Source organism: Rheinheimera sp. UJ63, assembly GCF_021568285.1.
GTDB classification, from domain to species: domain Bacteria; phylum Pseudomonadota; class Gammaproteobacteria; order Enterobacterales; family Alteromonadaceae; genus Alishewanella; species Alishewanella maricola.
This window is the reverse complement of record NZ_JAKGTQ010000002.1, coordinates 510,658-530,138: the sequence shown is the minus strand read 5'-3', so window position 1 is coordinate 530,138 and position 19,481 is coordinate 510,658. Positions and strand designations below refer to the sequence as shown.

16 protein-coding genes are annotated in these 19,481 nt (G+C 47.6%); 10 read left to right on the top strand and 6 right to left on the bottom strand.

The genetic code is table 11. The features are described from left to right. Window position 1: 1 nt before the first annotated feature. Genes L1N97_RS08480 through L1N97_RS08470 form a run of 3 tightly spaced genes read right to left on the bottom strand, consistent with a single transcriptional unit; the run spans window position 2 to window position 3,109 of the window. Complete coding sequence (locus L1N97_RS08480; protein ID WP_229584218.1) at window positions 2-1,240, bottom strand: lipoprotein-releasing ABC transporter permease subunit; 1,239 nt, start codon at window positions 1,238-1,240, stop codon at window positions 2-4. Then, window positions 1,237-1,917, bottom strand: a complete 681-nt coding sequence (gene lolD, locus L1N97_RS08475; protein WP_236129481.1) for a lipoprotein-releasing ABC transporter ATP-binding protein LolD — start codon at window positions 1,915-1,917, stop codon at window positions 1,237-1,239. The genes L1N97_RS08480 and lolD overlap by 4 nt, the downstream gene beginning before the upstream one ends. Then, window positions 1,910-3,109: a lipoprotein-releasing ABC transporter permease subunit gene (locus tag L1N97_RS08470; RefSeq protein ID WP_236129480.1), complete on the bottom strand. Its 1,200-nt coding sequence runs from the start codon at window positions 3,107-3,109 to the stop codon at window positions 1,910-1,912. Before L1N97_RS08470 ends, lolD begins: the two co-directional genes overlap by 8 nt. Window positions 3,110-3,217: 108 nt before the next feature. On the opposite strand from L1N97_RS08470, the gene L1N97_RS08465 reads away from it, so the two are divergent. The 6 genes from L1N97_RS08465 (at window position 3,218) to L1N97_RS08440 (ending at window position 10,347) form a co-directional block, all read left to right on the top strand. After that, a complete protein-coding gene (locus tag L1N97_RS08465; protein ID WP_236129479.1) occupies window positions 3,218-3,796 on the top strand; it encodes a PilZ domain-containing protein in 579 nt (192 codons plus the stop codon). Window positions 3,797-3,859: 63 nt separating this feature from the next. Then, entirely contained in the window at window positions 3,860-7,339 is a 3,480-nt protein-coding gene (mfd, locus tag L1N97_RS08460; RefSeq protein ID WP_236129478.1) for a transcription-repair coupling factor, read from the top strand. Further along, on the top strand, window positions 7,336-8,379 hold the full coding sequence (locus tag L1N97_RS08455; protein ID WP_236129477.1) for a CsiV family protein: 1,044 nt from the start codon (window positions 7,336-7,338) through the stop codon (window positions 8,377-8,379). Before mfd ends, L1N97_RS08455 begins: the two co-directional genes overlap by 4 nt. Window positions 8,380-8,460: 81 nt before the next feature. After that, window positions 8,461-8,967 carry a DUF3087 family protein gene (locus L1N97_RS08450; RefSeq protein ID WP_236129476.1) on the top strand — a complete coding sequence of 169 codons (507 nt, stop codon included), beginning with the start codon at window positions 8,461-8,463 and terminating at the stop codon, window positions 8,965-8,967. A gap of 16 nt (window positions 8,968-8,983) precedes the next feature. Beyond that, a complete protein-coding gene (ylqF, locus tag L1N97_RS08445; protein WP_236129475.1) occupies window positions 8,984-9,919 on the top strand; it encodes a ribosome biogenesis GTPase YlqF in 936 nt (311 codons plus the stop codon). 11 nt (window positions 9,920-9,930) lie between these two features. Beyond that, entirely contained in the window at window positions 9,931-10,347 is a 417-nt protein-coding gene (locus L1N97_RS08440) for a BLUF domain-containing protein (protein WP_236129474.1), read from the top strand. 26 nt (window positions 10,348-10,373) lie between these two features. On the opposite strand, the gene ahr is transcribed toward L1N97_RS08440, so the two are convergent. Continuing rightward, complete coding sequence (ahr, locus tag L1N97_RS08435; protein ID WP_229584227.1) at window positions 10,374-11,375, bottom strand: NADPH-dependent aldehyde reductase Ahr; 1,002 nt, start codon at window positions 11,373-11,375, stop codon at window positions 10,374-10,376. A gap of 369 nt (window positions 11,376-11,744) precedes the next feature. Here ahr and L1N97_RS08430 point away from each other — a divergent pair, with 369 nt between their 5' ends. Continuing rightward, complete coding sequence (locus L1N97_RS08430) at window positions 11,745-12,257, top strand: DUF1993 domain-containing protein (RefSeq protein WP_236129473.1); 513 nt, start codon at window positions 11,745-11,747, stop codon at window positions 12,255-12,257. Between the two features lie 209 nt (window positions 12,258-12,466). Beyond that, a complete protein-coding gene (gene rimO / locus L1N97_RS08425; RefSeq protein ID WP_236129472.1) occupies window positions 12,467-13,870 on the top strand; it encodes a 30S ribosomal protein S12 methylthiotransferase RimO in 1,404 nt (467 codons plus the stop codon). Between the two features lie 69 nt (window positions 13,871-13,939). Here rimO and L1N97_RS08420 read toward each other — a convergent pair whose 3' ends face one another. After that, on the bottom strand, window positions 13,940-14,638 hold the full coding sequence (locus L1N97_RS08420) for a hypothetical protein (RefSeq protein WP_236129471.1): 699 nt from the start codon (window positions 14,636-14,638) through the stop codon (window positions 13,940-13,942). Between the two features lie 115 nt (window positions 14,639-14,753). After that, window positions 14,754-15,467, bottom strand: a complete 714-nt coding sequence (locus L1N97_RS08415) for an RluA family pseudouridine synthase (RefSeq protein ID WP_236129470.1) — start codon at window positions 15,465-15,467, stop codon at window positions 14,754-14,756. A 297-nt stretch (window positions 15,468-15,764) separates the two neighbouring features. Here L1N97_RS08415 and fusA point away from each other — a divergent pair, with 297 nt between their 5' ends. Then, window positions 15,765-17,870: an elongation factor G gene (fusA, locus tag L1N97_RS08410; protein WP_442967225.1), complete on the top strand. Its 2,106-nt coding sequence runs from the start codon at window positions 15,765-15,767 to the stop codon at window positions 17,868-17,870. A gap of 147 nt (window positions 17,871-18,017) precedes the next feature. Beyond that, on the top strand, window positions 18,018-19,478 hold the full coding sequence (locus L1N97_RS08405; RefSeq protein WP_236129468.1) for a circularly permuted type 2 ATP-grasp protein: 1,461 nt from the start codon (window positions 18,018-18,020) through the stop codon (window positions 19,476-19,478). Window positions 19,479-19,481 lie beyond the last annotated feature (3 nt).

Genomic DNA, 19,481 nt, shown 5'->3' with positions numbered 1-19,481 from the left:
GTTAGCGTTGCCCCAGCACGTTTGCCGGTTGCACCCTACTTGCACGAAATGCCGGATACAGCGTCGATAATAAACTTAAGCCCAATGCCAACAGCACCGTAACGACCACATCCTGCCACAGCAATAACGACGGCACGTAATCGATAAAGTAGATGCTCGGATCTAATAACGATTTGCCAAGTGTCGAGGTTACAAAAGCAAAGATCGGCTCAATGTAATGTGCCAGTAACACGCCAACAACAGCCCCGCCTAAGGTGCCAACCAAACCATTTAGCCAGCCTAGCAACATAAAGGTTTTAATTAATGCCGCCGGTCGCATGCCCATGGTCAGCAAAATGGCAATATCCGATTCTTTTTCCCGCACAGCCATCACCAAGGTGGCGACAATATTAAAGCAGGCCACGGCGATCACCAGCGACAACACCAAATATAAGATGGCGCGCACCATTTGAATATCTTGATAAACATGGCCTTGGCTACGAAACCAATCGAGTAGATAGACATAATCATCCGACAACTGCCCAAGTTGCCGTGCCATGGCCGGTGCCGCAAAGATATCGTCTAAACGAAAGGCTAAACCGTGCACAGTGTCTTCTGGCATAGCTAAAAAATCAGCTAATGCATCCAAACCCAGCCACGCTTGGCTATAATCGAGTTGCCCGCCCACCGCAATAATGGCACTGACACTCAGCACCCGATTAGAATAACTGGCTAAACGACCATCATCGGTAAAACGAGGTAGCATTAATTGCACATTATCGCCGACCTGCAAACCCAGTGCTGCGGCAATACCGCTGCCTAATACAACTTGCTCTGCCGCCAAGGTCTCTAGGCTGCCGCTTTGTAAGTAAGTGGCGAAGTCACTGAGTTGCTGTTCAAGTTGCAAATCAATACCGCGCAGCTGTACCGCTTTAATTTGGCTGCCCGCACGCAGCATGCCGTTGGCTTTAATATAAGGTGCGCCCGCTATTACGCCTTCTACAGCGCTTAAGCGCGGTAGCTTGCTTTGCCATTGCTGTAAGTTATTTTCCACTGACTCTAATTCAACATGCGGGATCACCGCCAACAAACGCTGTTTTAGTGCCTGCTCAAAACCATTCATCACCGACAGCGCTAAAATTAAAATCGCCACGCCTAAGCCAATACCCCAGGTCGATGAAGCCGAAATAAAGCGAATAAAGCCACTGGTATGGCGAGTATTACGATAACGTCGCGCCAGTTGCCAAACGAGAGCATTCATGGCGCAGGCTCCAAACGACCATCTGTCATCAAATAGTGTTTGTCTAAGCGAGCCGCTAAGGCACGATCATGGGTCACCACCACAAAGCTGGTGGCAAATTCACGATTAAGCTCACGTAACAATTGATAAATAGACTCTGCGGTTTGCTGATCTAAATTACCGGTGGGCTCATCGGCTAAAATTAGAGCGGGTTTAGTCACCAATGCCCGAGCAATGGCAACGCGTTGCCGCTCGCCGCCGCTTAATTCAGACGGCTTATGGGTTAAACGATGCGCCAAGCCCACTCGGCTTAGCAAAGCGGTGGCGGCGGCATTCGCTTCAACAGGGGCTTGCCCACGGATCAGTAAGGGCATGGCCACGTTTTCAACCGCCGTAAAATCCATTAATAAATGGTGGAACTGATAAATAAAACCCAGTTTTTCATTACGCAAGCTGGCTTTTTGATTGGCGCTAAGCTTAGCAATCTGTTGCCCAGCGATCTGCACATGGCCACTGTCTGGCGTATCTAAAGTGCCTAAAATATGCAATAAGGTACTTTTGCCCGAGCCTGAACTGCCAACAATGGCCACCATTTGTGCTTTGGCAATGGTTAAATTAACCTGATGCAACACCTCGGTGACCTGCTGGCCATCACGGTAACTTTTACAAATTTGAGAGGCTTCAAGAACATTATTCATCGCGTAATACTTCCGCCGGATTAATTTTTACCGCACGCCAAGCTGGATACAACACGGCGAGCAAGGTTAAGCCAATAGCACTAATGAAGATGGTGGCAATTTGGCTGGCATCCATTAACACAGGTAATTGAATACCGCCTGCAACTTGGAAATTGAACAGATCTAATAACGCATTAAGCTGCCAACTGACTAACACGCCCGCCATCACACCAAGCACAGCACCGAGCAACCCGTTAAATAAACCTTGTATAGCAAACACAAAAAATAGCGCGCGGTCAGTCATGCCTTGCGTTTTTAAAATCGCCACTTCTGCTTGTTTCTCGGTAACCATCATCACTAAAGCTGACACAATGTTAAAGGCCGCCACAGCGACAATCAGCAATAACATCAGCCACATCATGGCTTTCTCCATGGCCACTGCCGCAAATAATTTGCCATGGCTCTGCCGCCAATCTTGCACTGAACTTATCTGCGTATCAGCCGATAATTGCTCGGCTAACAACGGCGCTTGAAAAGGCTCTAACAAACTGACCCGCCAACTCGGCGTGCGCTCGGCCACCGGCAATAACCGCATTAAATCTTCTTGCGCCGTGATCGCGATAACACTATCCACTTCAGAGCCGGTATCAATAATTCCGGCGACGGTAAATAAGCGCTGGCGTGGCATCCAGCCTAAGGGCGTATGGCTGCCACCTTGCGCTAATAGTACCCGAATTTGTTGCCCTAAATGCACATCCAGCTGTTCGGCTAAACCGCGGCCGAGCATCATGCTATAACGCTGCTCGCTTAATGTTTGCCAATCGCCCAGTGCTAAAGATTGTTTTAAAAACTGCGGTAACTGCTCAGGTGTTAAGCCTTGCAGCATCACAGCTGTTAACTGCCGAGGCGCTTGCACTAAGGCTTCAGTTTGCAGAAATGGCGTAATATCCAACACCTTGGCTTGTTGTTGTAAGCGTTGTTGCCAGCGAGTATCCCCCTGGGGCGCTTGCACAATAAGATGGGGCACCACGCCTAAGATGCGACGCTTTAATTCCGCCTCAAAGCCGTTCATAACCGAACTGACAATGGTTAACGCCATCACCCCAAGTAAAATACCGGCAACAGAAAATAGGGTGATAAACGAAATAAAGGCATTACCCTTGCGGCTTTGGCTATAACGTAAGCCAATAAACAGGCTGACTGGAAGGTGCATGTGAATTTTCAGGACTTTACCTAGGTTAGATGATAAATTAGCGCAAAAGTGGTGCCGATAATAGTGATAATTCGGTGCAATGACAAGCACCAACGGGGGAGAACCCAGATGAGCTCTGAACTGGACAGCCTAGCCGAAGATTTTCAACAGTATTTCAAAGTTGAGCATCGCATTGCCATTAATGTGGTACCACTGAGTACGCCTCTGCCAAGCGAAGCAGACTTTACGGCGGCCATCCCCGAGCCTTTTTTGTTAGCCGGGAATGTGGGCCAACTGAATATGAATGCACTGCGCTCGTTACAACGCGTCGGTGAATTAGCCGAAGAGTTAGCGAATTACTTGCAACAGCAAGCAAAAAAGCTCGATTTGCTGCTGCATTACGTTTTACAACAACAAGATGTTGCGGCGTATCGCCATCATACGCAAAGCTACGGCGGTGCTGGCCTCACCTTTAAAACTGATCGCGCCATGCCAGCACTGCAAGCAGTTGAAGTGAAGTTATTTCTTGCTGACAATGCTGGGGCGGTTTTTTGTTTTGGTCAAGTATTAAGCGCTGAGCAAACCACAGATGGCTATCTGATCAAGGTGGTGTTTAAACTGATCCGTGATGAAGATCGCGAACTGCTAGTACGCGCCAGTTTGCAGCAGCAAGCCCGACAATTAAAATTAAAAGCGGAGCAGCGCTGAACTAGCAGCGCCAAATCACTGTAACAGCCAACGCGATTAATCAGGATACGAGTTTATAATTCAATGAGTGTTTTTCCTTCGATACCGCAATTACGCGGCGCTACTGATCAGCAAGCATGGGGCCAACTGACTGGCGCTGCCTTACCTCTAGCCATCAGCAGCTATGTCACACAGCAACAAGGCGTCTGTGTCTTAGTGGTGCAAGACACCCCCGCAGCGATGCGTTTAGAGCAAGAGTTAACGGTCTTTCTTGACCCCGCAAAATGCCCTATTCTGACGCTGCCCGATTGGGAAACCCTGCCCTATGATATGTTTTCGCCGCATCAGGACATTATTTCTCAGCGTTTAACCACTCTGTATCAATTGCCTCGGCTCAGTCATGCCTTAGTGATAGTGCCGGTGAGTACCTTGTTATTGAAAATTGCTGGTCGTGCCCATTTAGAGCAACACAGTTTTATTCTGGCCGAGCAACAACAAACCGATTTAAGTGCCTTTAAGCAGCAATTGGCCGCGGTGGGCTATCGACATGTCGATCAAGTTATGGAGCATGGCGAGTTCTCTGTTCGTGGCTCTTTACTAGACTTGTATCCGATGGGCGCAACGCAGCCTTATCGCATCGACTTTTTTGATAATGAAGTGGATGCCATTCGCACCTTTGATCCTGACACGCAGCGCAGTTTAGATAAAGTGAAACAAATTTCGCTCTTGCCGGCACATGAGTTTCCAACCGACAAGGCAGCGATTGAACGCTTTCGTTTGCGTTATCGCGAACGCTTTGCCGCTCGCAATGAAAAAGAATCCTTATATCAGCAAGTCACCCAAGGTATTTTACCGGCCGGTATTGAATATTATTTACCGCTATTTGCTGAAGATACCTCAAGTTTTTTCAGTTACTTACCGGCTAACTCGCATATTTTAACCTGTGGTGATATCGAGCACAGTGCCAATCAGTTTTGGCTAGAGTTAAAACGTCGCTATCAAGATCGAGCCATTGATTTACTGCGGCCCATTTTACAACCCACCGAATTGTATTTAGCCACCGATGAGCTGTTTGCCGCGCTAAAAGCTTACCCTAGGTTACGTTTAAGCCGTGCAGAGTTACCGCTTAAAAATGGGCACATTAATGCGCCGATTGCTAACCTGCCTGATCTTAATATTAATCATCAGCTGAAAAATCCGTTAGAAGCCCTGTTAAACTTTTTAACGGCGCTAAAAAAGCAGCAAGGCCGCGCGCTATTTTTAGTGGAAAGTGAAGGTCGTCGTGAAAGTTTATTGCAGCTGCTGCACAAAGCCGCCGTGCATCTGCCGCAAACCAGCAGCTTGGCGCAGTTTTTAACGCAACAGCAAGATATTGCCGTGTTGGTCGGAACCCTAGACCAAGGTACCTTCGTTAACACCACCCCGCCGCTGGCCCTGATCAGCGAAAACGAGCTATTTGGGCAAAAAATTAGCCAGCGCAGGCGTCGTAAGAAAAGCCAGCAAATTTCTTCCGATACCATTATTCGTAATCTGGCCGAATTAAGCCTGGGTCAACCTATTGTGCATTTACAACATGGTATTGGTCGCTATCAAGGCTTGCAGGTGTTGGATGCCAATGGCATTAGTGCTGAGTTTGTGACCATTGAATATGCAGGCAGTAGCAAACTGTATGTACCGGTGTCATCACTGCATCTGTTAAGTCGTTACTCAGGCAGCGATGCCGAACATGCCCCCTTGCACAAACTCGGTAACGATACTTGGGAAAAAGCCCGCCGTAAGGCTGCTGAGAAGGTGCGTGATGTTGCAGCAGAATTACTCGATGTCTATGCGCAGCGTGCCGCACATCAGGGCCATGCCTTTAAACTGGATGAAAATGACTACGCGGCCTTTGCCGACAGCTTCCCGTTTGAAGAAACAGCCGATCAGCTCGACGCCATTAACGCCGTATTGCAGGATATGCAGCAACCGCAACCGATGGACCGCTTAGTGTGTGGTGATGTCGGCTTTGGTAAAACCGAAGTGGCTATGCGCGCCGCTTTTGTTGCGGTTAACGGCGGTAAGCAAGTGGCTTTGTTGGTACCAACCACCTTACTTGCACAACAACATTTTGAAAACTTTAAAGATCGTTTTGCTAACTGGCCGGTGCGAGTTGAGGTGCTGTCTCGTTTTGTTAGCCCCAAAGCCCAAAAAGCCATTTTAGAAGATGTCAGTAACGGTAAAGTTGATATTGTTATTGGTACGCACAAACTGCTGCAAGATGATATTAAACTGCACGATTTAGGCCTGTTGATTGTCGATGAAGAACACCGTTTTGGTGTACGCCAAAAAGAGAAAATTAAAGCGCTACGCGCCAACATTGATATTTTAACCTTAACCGCCACGCCCATTCCGCGTACGCTGAATATGTCTATGTCGGGCATGCGTGATCTGTCGATTATCGCCACCCCACCCGCGCGGCGTTTAGCCGTGAAAACCTTTGTGCGCGAATACGAAAACGGCTTGCTACGCGAAGCGGTGATGCGCGAGATCTTACGGGGTGGTCAGGTCTACTTTTTACACAATGATGTTGCCTCTATCGAAAAAATGGCAGCCGATTTACAAGAGCTGATCCCTGAAGCGAATATCGCCATTGCCCATGGTCAGCTACGTGAACGCGAGCTCGAACAAATTATGGCTGATTTTTATCATCAGCGTTTTAACGTATTACTGTGCTCCACTATTATCGAAACCGGCATCGATGTGCCCACAGCCAATACCATCATTATTAACCGTGCGGATAATTTTGGCTTGGCGCAGTTACATCAATTGCGGGGTCGGGTTGGCCGCTCCCATCACCAGGCCTATGCTTATTTAATGACCCCGCCGCCCAAGCGTTTATCTAAAGATGCCGAAAAACGCTTAGAAGCCATCGCCAGTTTAGAAGATTTGGGTGCCGGTTTTGCTTTAGCGACGCACGATTTAGAAATTCGTGGCGCAGGTGAGTTATTAGGCGATGAGCAAAGTGGTCAAATTGAATCGGTCGGTTTTAGTTTGTATATGGAAATGCTCGAAGAAGCCGTGCAAGCCTTAAAAGCTGGGCGAGTACCCAGCCTTGAAGCCATGCTCAGCCAACAAACTGAAATGGATTTAAAACTGCCTGCGCTGTTTCCAGAGAGCTACATTCCTGATGTCAATTTACGGCTATCATTTTATAAAAAACTGGCCAGTGCCAAAAATCCAGAAGAGATCGATGAAGTTCAGGTCGAGTTAATCGACCGTTTCGGATTATTACCCGATGCGGCGAAAAACTTAGTGGCCGTTGCTGAGTTAAAATTGCAAGCACAGGCACTGGGTATTAAACGGATAGAAGCCAATAGCAAAGGTGGTGTGGTAGAATTCGCCGAGAAAACCTTGGTCAATCCAAGTTACATTATTACGTTGATCCAAACCCAATCGCGCGTCTTTAAACTGGAAGGCGGGCAAAAACTGCGTTTTAGTATTGCCGCAGAGGATCATAAAGATCGACTCAGCCTCATCAGCTCGATGTTGGCTGACTTTACCAAACATAAGGTAGGAAACGCATGAAAGTTCGGCTATTGCTGACCGGATGTCTGTTACTGAACACCATGCTGCTGCAAGCCAATGAGCGCTGGTTTGAAGTAGAACTGATTGTTTTTGAACGCACAGGCGATAGCCAATTACGCGAACATTTTCCCGAGCAGGTTACGCCAATTCGCTTAGGCCGCATTATTGATTTGGTGTCTCCTTTGTATAATCCGACTATTCAGCCGCTAGTCAGTGCTTTAGAAGATTGCAGCCCAGCACCGCTAAATACAGCAGCAAGCAGTGTGTTTCCAAGCGATTGGCAGGCCCCCCATAAACTGATGTGCCAACAGGAAACCCAGCCGTTGGCTTGGCAGCGTCTGGCGTTGTTTCCTGAAAAATGGCTCAGCCATAAGGTGCCTTGGCCCTCACGGCTGCCCCATACCTTAGCCGGTCGCGGTGAGTTTCAAGGCGTGCCCTTTTTAGCAGAGCCTGAAGCCTTTGCTTTAACTGATGTGGTCGCTAAACTGCGCCGACAACGCCAGCAACAAGTGCTGTTGCATACGGTATGGCGTCAAGCACCTGTCACCGAGCGCCGAGCGATCCCCAGCCGTTGGTTTGCCGGTGAAAACTTCAGCCAGCGTTTTGATTATTGGGGACAGCCCATCACCTCTGAGCAACATGATACCCCGGTGAATGACACCCAAGCTGCGGCCAATGCCAACGACGTGACCAGCGTGCTTGAACAAATTAATAGCCGCCGCCAACAACTGGCCGCGGGTGTGTCGTTGGATCAACCCAGCACAGCGGCAATCGACAATAGCAGCAACGTACAAAGCCAGGCCAATTTACCGACGGAAGTATGGCAACTGGATGGTTTATTTAAACTGCATTTAGATCATTATCTGTTTGTCAATACAGACTTTAATCTGCGCAGAATGCATAATGGTGCCCTACAAAGTATCAATGTGAAACAAAGCCGACGGGTGATCAGTGGCGAAATTCATTATCTGGATCACCCTAAATTAGGCATAATACTGCAAATTCGCCGTTATCAACCGCCTGAAGTCGCACAGCCATAACCTAGCATGCGCCGCAGTTTCCCCTTTGTCGGGCTGCGGCGTGTCGTTGGTTCAACCCCGCTAACAAATGAACGAGTCATCATGCAATTACGTGTTATTGAAAAACATCGCTATCGCCAACGGCTAAACCGCATCACTATTTCAAGCATTATCGCATTGTTACTGATCAGTTTAGGCAGCTCGACCTTACTGATCGCACTGTTCGCCACCGGATCAGGTTCAAATTTTTGGCTAAATTTTAGTGGTGTGGTGATCGGCTGTTTAGTGGTCGGCTTCAGTTTGAAACGTTTAAAAACGCATCCCTATTTTCATGATGTGGCCTACATTTGGGATCTGAAACACGAATTAAATTTAATCCAACGTAAGCAACGTGCCATCGACGCGGCCGCCGAGCAAAATGATGTCATTGCGCTATTAATATTGGCGTACAGCTACGAAGCATCAAAACTGGTGTGGCAATTGGATGATAATACCTTGATGATGTCCGAGCTCAATTTGGCCGCCAACAAACTGCAAGATAAACTGAACGCGGCAGGCTTAAGCATCAACCTAGCCGATTACCGTCGCGAATTACTGGCGCGTTTTTAACGCCATAGGAACTGTCATGTCTATTAACTGGTTTCCGGGCCATATGCACAAAGCCCGCAAAGAAATCGCCGAAGTGATGCCGCAAGTCGATATTATTATCGAAATGCTCGATGCCCGTATTCCGTTTTCCAGTGAAAACCCGCTGGTGCCGCAACTGCGCGGTAATACACCCTGTATTAAAGTGTTAAACAAAGCCGATCTGGCCGATCCTGCGCTAACCCAGCGTTGGGTTCAGCACTTTGACAGTCAAAGCGGCGTGAAAGCTATCCCGATCAGTCAGCAAAATCCTGAACATATTCGCGCCCTATTACAGCTGTGTAATGACATGCTGCCAGAGCGTAACCTGGAGATCCGAGGCGCTCGTGCCATGATTATGGGGATACCTAACGTCGGTAAGTCTACGTTAATTAATACCCTCGCCGGGCGGACCATCGCCAAAACGGGTAACGAAGCCGGCGTGACCAAAACACAGCAGCGTATTAAGCTGGATAACAATGTGATTTTAACCGACACGCCGGGCTTTTTATGGCCGAAACTGAGCCCGCCAACCTGTGGCTATCGCTTAGCCGTGACCGGCGCCATCAAAGATACGGTGTTTGAGTATGCCGATATTGCCATGTTTGCGGCAGAGTATTTATTACAAGCCTACCCTGCTGCAGTGATGCAACGCTTCGATTTAACCGAGCAACCGGAAAATGATCTGGCGCTATTAGATGCGATTGGCCTTCGTCGTGGCTGTATGCGCAAAGGTGGTGTGGTCGATCTAGAAAAAGCCGGCACTATCCTGATCACTGAACTGCGCGCCGGAAACTTAGGCCACATTACGCTAGAAACCCCAGAGATGGTTAGCCAAGAGCAAATTGATGCCAAAGCCGATGAAGCGGCGAAAGCCAAAGACAAAGCCGAGCGAGAAGCCGAGCGTAAACGCAAAGCGCAACGTAAATACCGATAATTGAGATCAGCATGCCAGAGCAACCGTTATTGCAACTTGCCTATGTCAGTACTGCCCAAACGGACATAACCGCTGACTGTATTGCTGAAATTCATCAGCAAGCAGAACGTAATAATCGGTTACACCAAATCACCGGTTTGCTGCTCGCCACGGAGCAGCATTTCTTACAACTGCTTGAAGGGCCAAAACGGGATGTCGAGCTCACCTATGCGCGGATCCAACGGGATAAGCGGCATCATCATGTGCGGTTAATTTTTAAACATGGTGTAACTGAACGGCAATTCCCTGAATGGCATATGGGGCTGCGTCGTAGTTTTGATCAAGCAGAACAAGAAGATGTGACAGCCATCGTTAATTTGTATGGCCAGCGTTCGCAGTTTTCTGCCCAACATGGCGCAGCGTTAGTCTTGCTGTTAAGCTCGTTGTAAGCCGCTTAACAGCAAGTTAAAGTGGCTTAACGTTCTAACACGATACGATAACGCGCTTTACCACTTTCGAGGTGCGCTAAGGCTTCGTTGATCTGACTAAATTTAAAAGTTTCAACCACCGGTTTAATGTCATGTTGCACGGCAAAATCCAGCATCTTAGCAATGGTTGCAGGGCTTCCCACCGGTGAGCCTGATACCGAACGCTGCGCCATAATCAAACTAAACACATTCAAATCTAACGGCTCTAGCGTTGCGCCGACAAAATGCAAACGGCCTTTCGGTTTTAAAGTACCTAAATACAGGTTCCAATCAAGCTTCACATTGACGGTAGAAATAATAAAATCAAACTTGCCGGCCGCTTGCTCAATGTCTGCGGCGCTGCGTGAATTAATGCAATGATGCGCACCTAATTCTTTCGCTTCAGCGGCTTTACTGTCACTCGAGGTAAAAGCCGTGACTTCACAGCCCCAAGCCCGTAAAAACTGCAAGCCCAAATGCCCTAAGCCACCAATACCAATAACCGCCACTTTATCGGTTGGCTTCACGTCAAACTGCACCATCGGGTTAAACACCGTAATGCCACCGCAAAACAATGGGCCTGCGGTTTTTGCATCCATGCCCTCTGGCAATGGGATCACCGCACTGGCATTGGCCCGTACTTTATCGGCAAAGCCACCATGATGGGCTACGATAGTACCTTGCGCACTGGCGCAAAGGTTGTGATCGCCACTACCGCAGGTGCTACAGACCTTACAGTAATCAGAATGCCAGCCTAAGCCGACCACTTGCCCTATTTTTAAGTGGGTCACATCGGCGCCAACCGCAGCAATGCGGCCCACCACTTCATGCCCAGCCACCAGCGGGTAACTCGACATACCCCATTCATTATTTAACATTGAAATGTCAGAGTGACAGATGCCGCAATAATCCACGTCAATCTCGACTTGATCGCGCGCTAATGCGCCTGGATCATATTGCCAAGGTTCAAGTTTGCCATGGGCTTTCATTGCAGCGTATGCGTTAATCATAAAAACTCCTGTGTGCTAAAAAAATCCAACAGTGCAAAGTACAGTGCTAAGTATTAACCAGATCTCAAGAATTGCTTGTTAAATTTTGGAATAGGCACCTCAAGCACTATTTACAGCTGTTTTGTGCTGTCAATCGTTGAAAATGGCTAAAAGCGCCAGATAATCACTTTATACTTGTGTTTATTTGCCAAACCACAACCCCCGATGGCAAATAAAGAAATCACACCGTAACATTGTTAAACGCACTAAAACACCGCATAGTGCAGCTACATCTAACGTGACGGATATTGGCAAAACCGCAGCCAATACCAACTGACCATTTAAGCTGTTCTATCACACTGATTATTAACCCAGCCCGAGGCCAACCCCATGTATTTTCAATTGAGCATTACCCAAGCCACTAAAATGTTGCATAACTTACAGCACATCTTAGACAAAAGCAGCGCTTATGCGCTTAGCAAAAAAATTGATATGAGCGTGCTGTTAAATGCGCGTTTAGCGCCTGACCAATTTCCGTTGATCCGCCAAGTACAAATTGCCTGTGATACCGCGAAGCTCGGTGCCGCGCGCTTGACCAACCAAGTCGAACATGCACCTAAGCATGCCGATGGCGAAAGTACACTTGAGCAACTGACGCAGCGCATCAATGACACGGTCGCGTACTTAGCCAGCTTTAAAGAAGCCGACTTTGCCAGCGCCGCCACGCAGCACGTCAGCCAGCCACGTTGGGAAGGAAAATACCTGACCGGTGAAGAATTTTTAATGCAACATGTACTGCCTAATTTGTATTTTCATATCACCACGGCTTACGCCATTTTGCGCCATAACGGTGTGGATGTGGGTAAAAAAGACTATTTAGGCGCGATGCCTTACAAAGTTTAACACCCCCTCCTCGATCATGCGGGCGATGCCCGTATGATCTTATTTCATCCGCAACGACTTTGCGCATCAATAAAGCCGGCTTCGCCTTATTTTCCGCTGCAATAACTGACACCAGTGTTCATTTTTTGGTCAGCAACCCCTGTAACTTTGCTACGTATCAGGTATAATCCGCCGACTTTTTTCAGGCAACGCCCAATCTAAGAGACACTATGACTGTTCAAACCTTTGATCCAAGCCAAACCACGACCCTCGATACACCTCGCAAAAGCCTGACTGACCAAGCCGGCAACGCGCACAAGGGCAACAATACTATCGGCTTTGTGAGCTTAGGCTGTCCAAAAAACTTGGTGGATTCTGAGCGGATCCTAACGCAATTAAAAGCCGAAGGTTATAACATCGTACCCAGCTATGATGATGCCCAGTTAGTTATTGTAAACACCTGCGGCTTTATTGATTCGGCCGTACAAGAGTCACTGGAAACCATCGGCGAAGCTTTAGCCGAAAACGGTAATGTGATTGTCACCGGCTGTTTGGGCGCGCGCGAAGATGAAATTCGTCAAGTGCACCCGAACGTGCTGGGCATTACTGGGCCGCACAGTTATGAAAACGTGTTAAAGCAAGTTCACGAGTTTGTCCCCAAGCCAAAATACGATCCCTTCACCATGCTGGTACCGGATCACGGGGTTAAATTAACCCCTAAACACTATGCCTATTTAAAAATTTCGGAAGGTTGTAATCACCGCTGTACCTTCTGCATTATTCCATCGATGCGCGGTGATTTAGTCAGCCGGCCGGTGGGTGAAGTGTTAGATGAAGCGCAGCGCTTAAAAAATGCGGGCGTAAAAGAGCTGCTGATCATCTCGCAAGACACCAGCGCTTATGGCGTAGATGTGAAACACCGCACTGGCTTTTGGAATGGCCAACCGGTGAAAACCTCGATGCAGTCACTGTGTGAAGCCCTTGGTGAAATGGGCATTTGGGTACGTTTGCACTACGTTTATCCTTACCCGCATGTTGACGATATTATCCCGTTAATGGCTGAGGGTAAGGTGTTACCTTATTTAGATATCCCGTTTCAACATGCCAGCCCACGCATCTTAAAACTGATGAAGCGCCCAGGCCAAGCCGAACGTGTATTAGAGCGCATTAAAAAATGGCGCACTATCTGCCCAGAGCTGACCATCCGTTCAACCTTTATTGTCGGCTTCCCAGGTGAAACCGAAGAAGATTTCCAAATGTTACTTGACTGGTTAGATGAAGCGCAGCTTGATCGCGTAGGCTGTTTTAAATACAGCCCGGTCGAAGGTGCAAAAGCCAATGAGCTTGCTGACCCTGTGCCACAAGCGGTAATGGACGAGCGTTACGATCGCTTTATGTTAAAACAACAAGCGATTAGTGCGGCGCGGTTACAAGCGAAAGTGGGCAAAACCATTAAAGTACTGATTGATGAAGTTGACGGAGAAGGCGCTATTGGCCGCAGTTTTGCTGATGCGCCAGAAATTGATGGTGCGGTGTATTTAAACGGTTTAACTAACGTCAAACCTGGCGATCTGATTGATGCAGTAGTAGACGAAGCCGATGAATATGACTTGTGGGCGTCAATAGCAGAATAATTTTGCAGATTTGAAAAATAGTAACAGGCAGCTTCGGCTGCCTGTTTTTTTGTGCATGACGCACCACGATTAGCGAAACAATGTAAATAGCTCTGCCATATACTCAGCCGCAGCCTCTGCTGTGGTAAATTGCGCCGCTTCTGCCCCTTCAATTTTTAATGTATATAAATAACGGGGCGTTAGCGCGCGAGCAAACCACAGCCCATCTTCAGCTTTTTGCGCATCACTACCAATACAAATTCTATGACGCGGGGTGTGAGCTTGATAAGTAGCATGCCATACCGGTAAGCCCGTCTGCTCTAAATAATTTAGGCAGTTGCGATAAAGCTGTAATTGCAAATCAATGTTGGCTTGCAGCGCTTTTTTAAAAAAAGCTTTTTGAGTGGTATCCGCCTCAGCCCGATCCCAGCGTTGCAAAGCGGGCATCACATCCAGCCCTAAAGCCGTTACCGAAAACGTCCAAACGCTCTGTTGATCAGCACTAATAAAAGTTGAAGTCGCGGTAGGTAACACCGCATCACAATCCAAATAGTGCTCGCTAATCGCTTCATCATTTAAGACGTCAGGCAACAACGTAAATAAATCAGTAAAATGAGGGCAATCTATTAATAGGGTGTTTTCATCCGCCGTTGGCGAATCGTCACTGTAGGTTTCATTTATTGCTAGCGGCTGTGCAGACGGCTCGCCCAAACTTTGTGTATTATTTGCCTCAGAACAGGCGACCAACCACAGCAAAGTCCACAACCACCCCCTTTTGTTTATCGTCATGCTTTTTCTCATCGGCAAAGTTATTTTGTCGTTTTAGTATTAAGCATCTTTAGCGAAATTCAACTTAACCAAAGACGAAATTTTATTTGCTTACCGCAGCAGGCCTAATGCACGCTTAAAATGGACTTGGACAATGCCAATGCATGGGCTGCAAGCGGGTGGGATGCTCAAAGTCGATATCACTGGCATGCAGTAATAAACGCTCAGCCATCTGCTCACTTTGTGTGTTGTGATATAAATCACAACCTAAAATAGGATGACCAATACTCTGACTATGAATGCGTAACTGGTGGGTTCGCCCGGTGTGTGGCGTAAACGCCACTAGGCTTCGCGGTGGATCATTTAACCGTTTAAGCACTCGAAATTGACTCAGAGCGGCCTTACCGGTATCCGCACACATTCTGACTCGCCCAAAACCGTGTTTATCTTTGACTATCGCCGCACTAATCATGCCTTCGTCCGCCGTTAGCCAACCATCGAGCATCGCCATATAGCGTTTTTGCACGGCTCTTATTTGAAACTGTCGGTTTAAATGCTGGGTAGCCTGCTCTGTTAGCGCCACCAACATAATACCTGAGGTGCCGTAATCTAAGCGGTGCGGCAATTTAGCTTGCGCAAATGCGGGGCTGATGCCCTGCTGACCATTTACTAAACGGTAATGCACCGAATCCCAATTAAGTGGGTTTTTACCCGATAAACTTAATAAACCACTGGGTTTGTTGATCACTAACATGTCTGCATCTTGATATAAAATATCAACACTCGCCGCACAGGGTTTGGCAACAAAGTGATCCATCAGACTGTCGGTTGAACTGGTACTGTTTGACATGGCGCTTTCTCTGCTCACTGGAGCATCGTGATAAATAGCTTAGTGATGGTAACCCACTGGCTGTCGAGGCGATACGGCTGATTGCTGCTAGCGCACACCGTTATTAAAAAATTTGCCCTAAAATTTAGCGCATTATAAAAGCCGATTAGCGTCATGTCTTTGCTGTTACTGAAAAAGTCTGTAACTGTCAGTTGACAGTATCAGTAAAGAAATTAGCCGGTGACAATAATTTTTTCTGCAAAACATTTAAAAATCCTGTATATTGTCGCACTATTTTCAAACCCCTAGCTTATAGAGATGACTATGTCAGCAGATTTATCCTTATACAGAAACATTGGTATCTTCGCCCACGTTGATGCCGGCAAAACCACTACTACCGAACGTATCCTGAAACTGACCGGTAAAATCCATAAGTTAGGCGAAGTTCACGAAGGTGAATCAACTACCGACTTCATGGAACAAGAAGCCGAGCGCGGTATTACTATCCAGTCAGCAGCGGTTAGCTGTTTTTGGAAAGGCTACCGTTTCAACGTTATCGATACCCCAGGACACGTTGACTTCACTGTTGAAGTATATCGTTCATTAAAAGTATTAGACGGCGGTGTTGGCGTATTCTGTGGTTCTGGTGGTGTTGAGCCGCAATCAGAAACCAACTGGCGTTATGCTAACGACGCTGAAGTATCACGTCTGATCTTCGTTAACAAGCTTGACCGTATCGGCGCTGATTTCATCCGCGTAACTGAACAAGTTAAGAAAGTGTTAGGTGCTAAGCCATTAATCATGGTGTTACCTATCGGTCGCGAAGACACCTTTAAAGGTGTAGTTGACCTGTTAACTGAAAAAGCGTACATCTGGGATGAAACGGGTTTACCAGAAAACTACACCATTACTGATATTCCAGCTGACATGGCTGATGACGTTGCGATGTATCGTGAACAGTTAATCGAAACTGCTGTTGAGCAAGACGATGACCTGTTAATGGCCTACATGGAAGGCGAACAGCCTTCATTAGAAGACATTAAGCGTTGTATCCGTAAAGGTACTCGTGATTTAGCCTTCTTCCCAACTTACTGTGGTTCTGCTTTCAAAAACAAAGGCATGCAATTACTGTTAGACGCCGTTGTTGATTACTTACCGTCACCAACTGAAGTTATTCCTCAGCCACTGACTGACGAAGAAGGTAACGAAACGGGTAATTCTGCTATCGTTTCTCCAGATGAGCCATTCCGCGCGTTAGCGTTCAAAATCATGGATGACCGTTTTGGCGCCCTGACTTTCGTGCGTATCTACTCTGGCGTATTGAACAAAGGCGACACCATCCTTAACTCATTCACGGGTAAAACCGAGCGTATCGGCCGTATGGTTGAGATGCAAGCAAACGATCGTACTGACCTGACTACTGCGCAAGCCGGTGATATCATTGCTATCGTTGGTATGAAAAACAACACGCAAACAGGCCACACGCTGTGTGATCCGAAGCACCCTTGTACCCTTGAGCCAATGGTATTCCCAGAGCCAGTAATCTCTATCTCTGTTACACCAAAAGATAAAGGTTCAGTTGAGAAGATGGGTATCGCTATCGGTAAGATGGTTGCTGAAGATCCAACGTTCCGTGTTGAAACCGATGTTGATTCTGGTGAAACCATCCTGAAAGGTATGGGTGAATTACACTTAGATATCAAAGTAGACATCTTAAAGCGTACTTACGGTGTTGAATTAGTTGTAGGTCAACCACAGGTTGCTTACCGCGAAACCATTACCCGTGAAATCGAAGATAGCTACACGCACAAGAAGCAATCTGGTGGTTCAGGTCAGTACGGTAAAATCGACTACCGCATCCGTCCGGGCGAGCAAAACTCTGGCTTCAAGTTCGTTTCTACTGTAGTAGGTGGTAGCGTACCAAAAGAATTTATGCCAGCCATCGAGAAAGGCTTTGCCTCTATGATGTCTACCGGTACTTTAGCGGGCTTCCCAGTATTAGACGTAGAAGTTGAAGTATTCGACGGTGGTTTCCACGCCGTTGACTCATCAGCCATCGCGTTTGAAATCGCGGCTAAAGGTGCATTCCGTCAGTCAATCCCGAAAGCAGGCGCACAACTGCTTGAGCCAATCATGAAAGTTGACGTGTTCACGCCGGAAGATCACGTAGGTGATGTTATCGGTGACTTAAACCGTCGTCGTGGCATGATCTCTGGTCAAGAAGCGGGTGTAACAGGCGTTCGCATCAAAGCTGACGTACCATTGTCAGAAATGTTTGGTTACATCAGTACATTACGTACGATGACATCAGGTCGTGGTCAGTTCTCTATGGAGTTCTCGCACTACTCACCGTGTCCATCTAACGTTGCTGAGACCGTCATCGCCAAAGAAAAAGAAAAGAAAGCCGCTGCTGCTAAAAACTAAGCTGTAAGCGCATAAAAAGCCCCGCTGGTGAAAACCGCGGGGCTTTTTTTATACTTGTGCTCGCGCTGGCATAAGCTTTGCTATGCTTCTTGTACAAACTAAAGCGATAGCCCGTTGCTATCGGCTCAGAAGTGCAAGGAGCTGTGCATGAGTCTGGAAAATTTTACCGGGGGCCGCTACCCCCTTTTAAAAAATTGTTTTGATGAATTAGTCGCTACCGATGGAAGTGCCAGACCGCCCGCCTCTGCCATTGCCCGCTTTATTGCTAAACATGGTGATTTAGAACTGTGCAAAAGACAACTACAACTAAATCAAACGATTAGCGATATGGGGGTGTGCTTTACCTTGTATGCAGACGGGGCGAATATCGACCGCGCTTGGCCATTAGATGTGATCCCACGTACCATTCCAAGCTCGGAATGGCAACGCACTAGCGCCGGTTTAAAACAACGCTTAGCTGCACTTAATCTGTTTATTGATGATTTATACAACGAGCAGAAAATCCTCAAACAAGGCATTGTGCCGGCAGAATTAATACTCGACTCTAAAAACTTTCTTGCACCATGTCAGGGCGTATCACCGATCCATGGTGTCTGGGCAAACATTTGTGGCACCGATTTGGTGCGTGATGAGCATGGCCAATTTTTAGTGTTAGAAGATAACCTACGAGTACCATCAGGGGTGTCTTACATGCTGGAAAACCGCACCGTGATGAAACGCGTGTTTCCCGAATTGTTCGCCGACTCTACTATTGTGCCGGTGGATGATTATCCCGCGCAATTGTGGCAAATGCTGGCATCATTATCGCCACGAGGAGAACATGTCCCGCCTTGCATCGTGGTACTCACGCCCGGTATTTATAACTCAGCTTACTTTGAACACAGCTTTTTAGCACAACAAATGGGCGTAGAGTTGGCTGAAAACCATGATTTATTTGTTGAAGATGACCGCGTCTGGCTAAAAACGCTGCGTGGCAAACGCCAAGTTGATGTGATTTACCGTCGAATCGATGACATTTTTATCGATCCGCAAGCCTTTAGGCCCGATTCCGTGTTGGGGATCCCAGGATTGATTGCCGTTTGGCGCAAAGGCTTGGTGGCCATTGCCAATGCACCGGGGTCAGGGGTGGCCGATGATAAAGTGATTTATTCGTTCGTGCCGAAGATTATTCAGTATTATCTAGGTGAAGAGCCGCTGCTACAAAATGTCGAAACCTACTTGTGCCAAGATCCCTTGCAACGCAGCTTTGTGTTAGCTAATTTAGATAAGCTGGTGGTGAAACCCGCAAACGAGTCTGGCGGTTACGGTATTTTAATTGGCCCTCGCGCCAGCCAAAGCGAGCGCGATGAGATGGCCATGGCCATTAAAGCCAACCCACGTAATTTTATTGCCCAGCCCACACTCAACCTGTCAACAGCACCAACGCTTTGTGAGGGGATGTTAGAACCACGCCATTTAGATCTTCGCCCCTTTATCTTACAAGGTGCCGATTTGTATTGCTCCACTGGCGGTTTAAGCCGTGTCGCACTGACCAGAGGCTCTTTGGTCGTTAATTCTTCACAAGGTGGCGGTAGTAAAGACACCTGGATCATCAATGATGAGGGCTAAGCA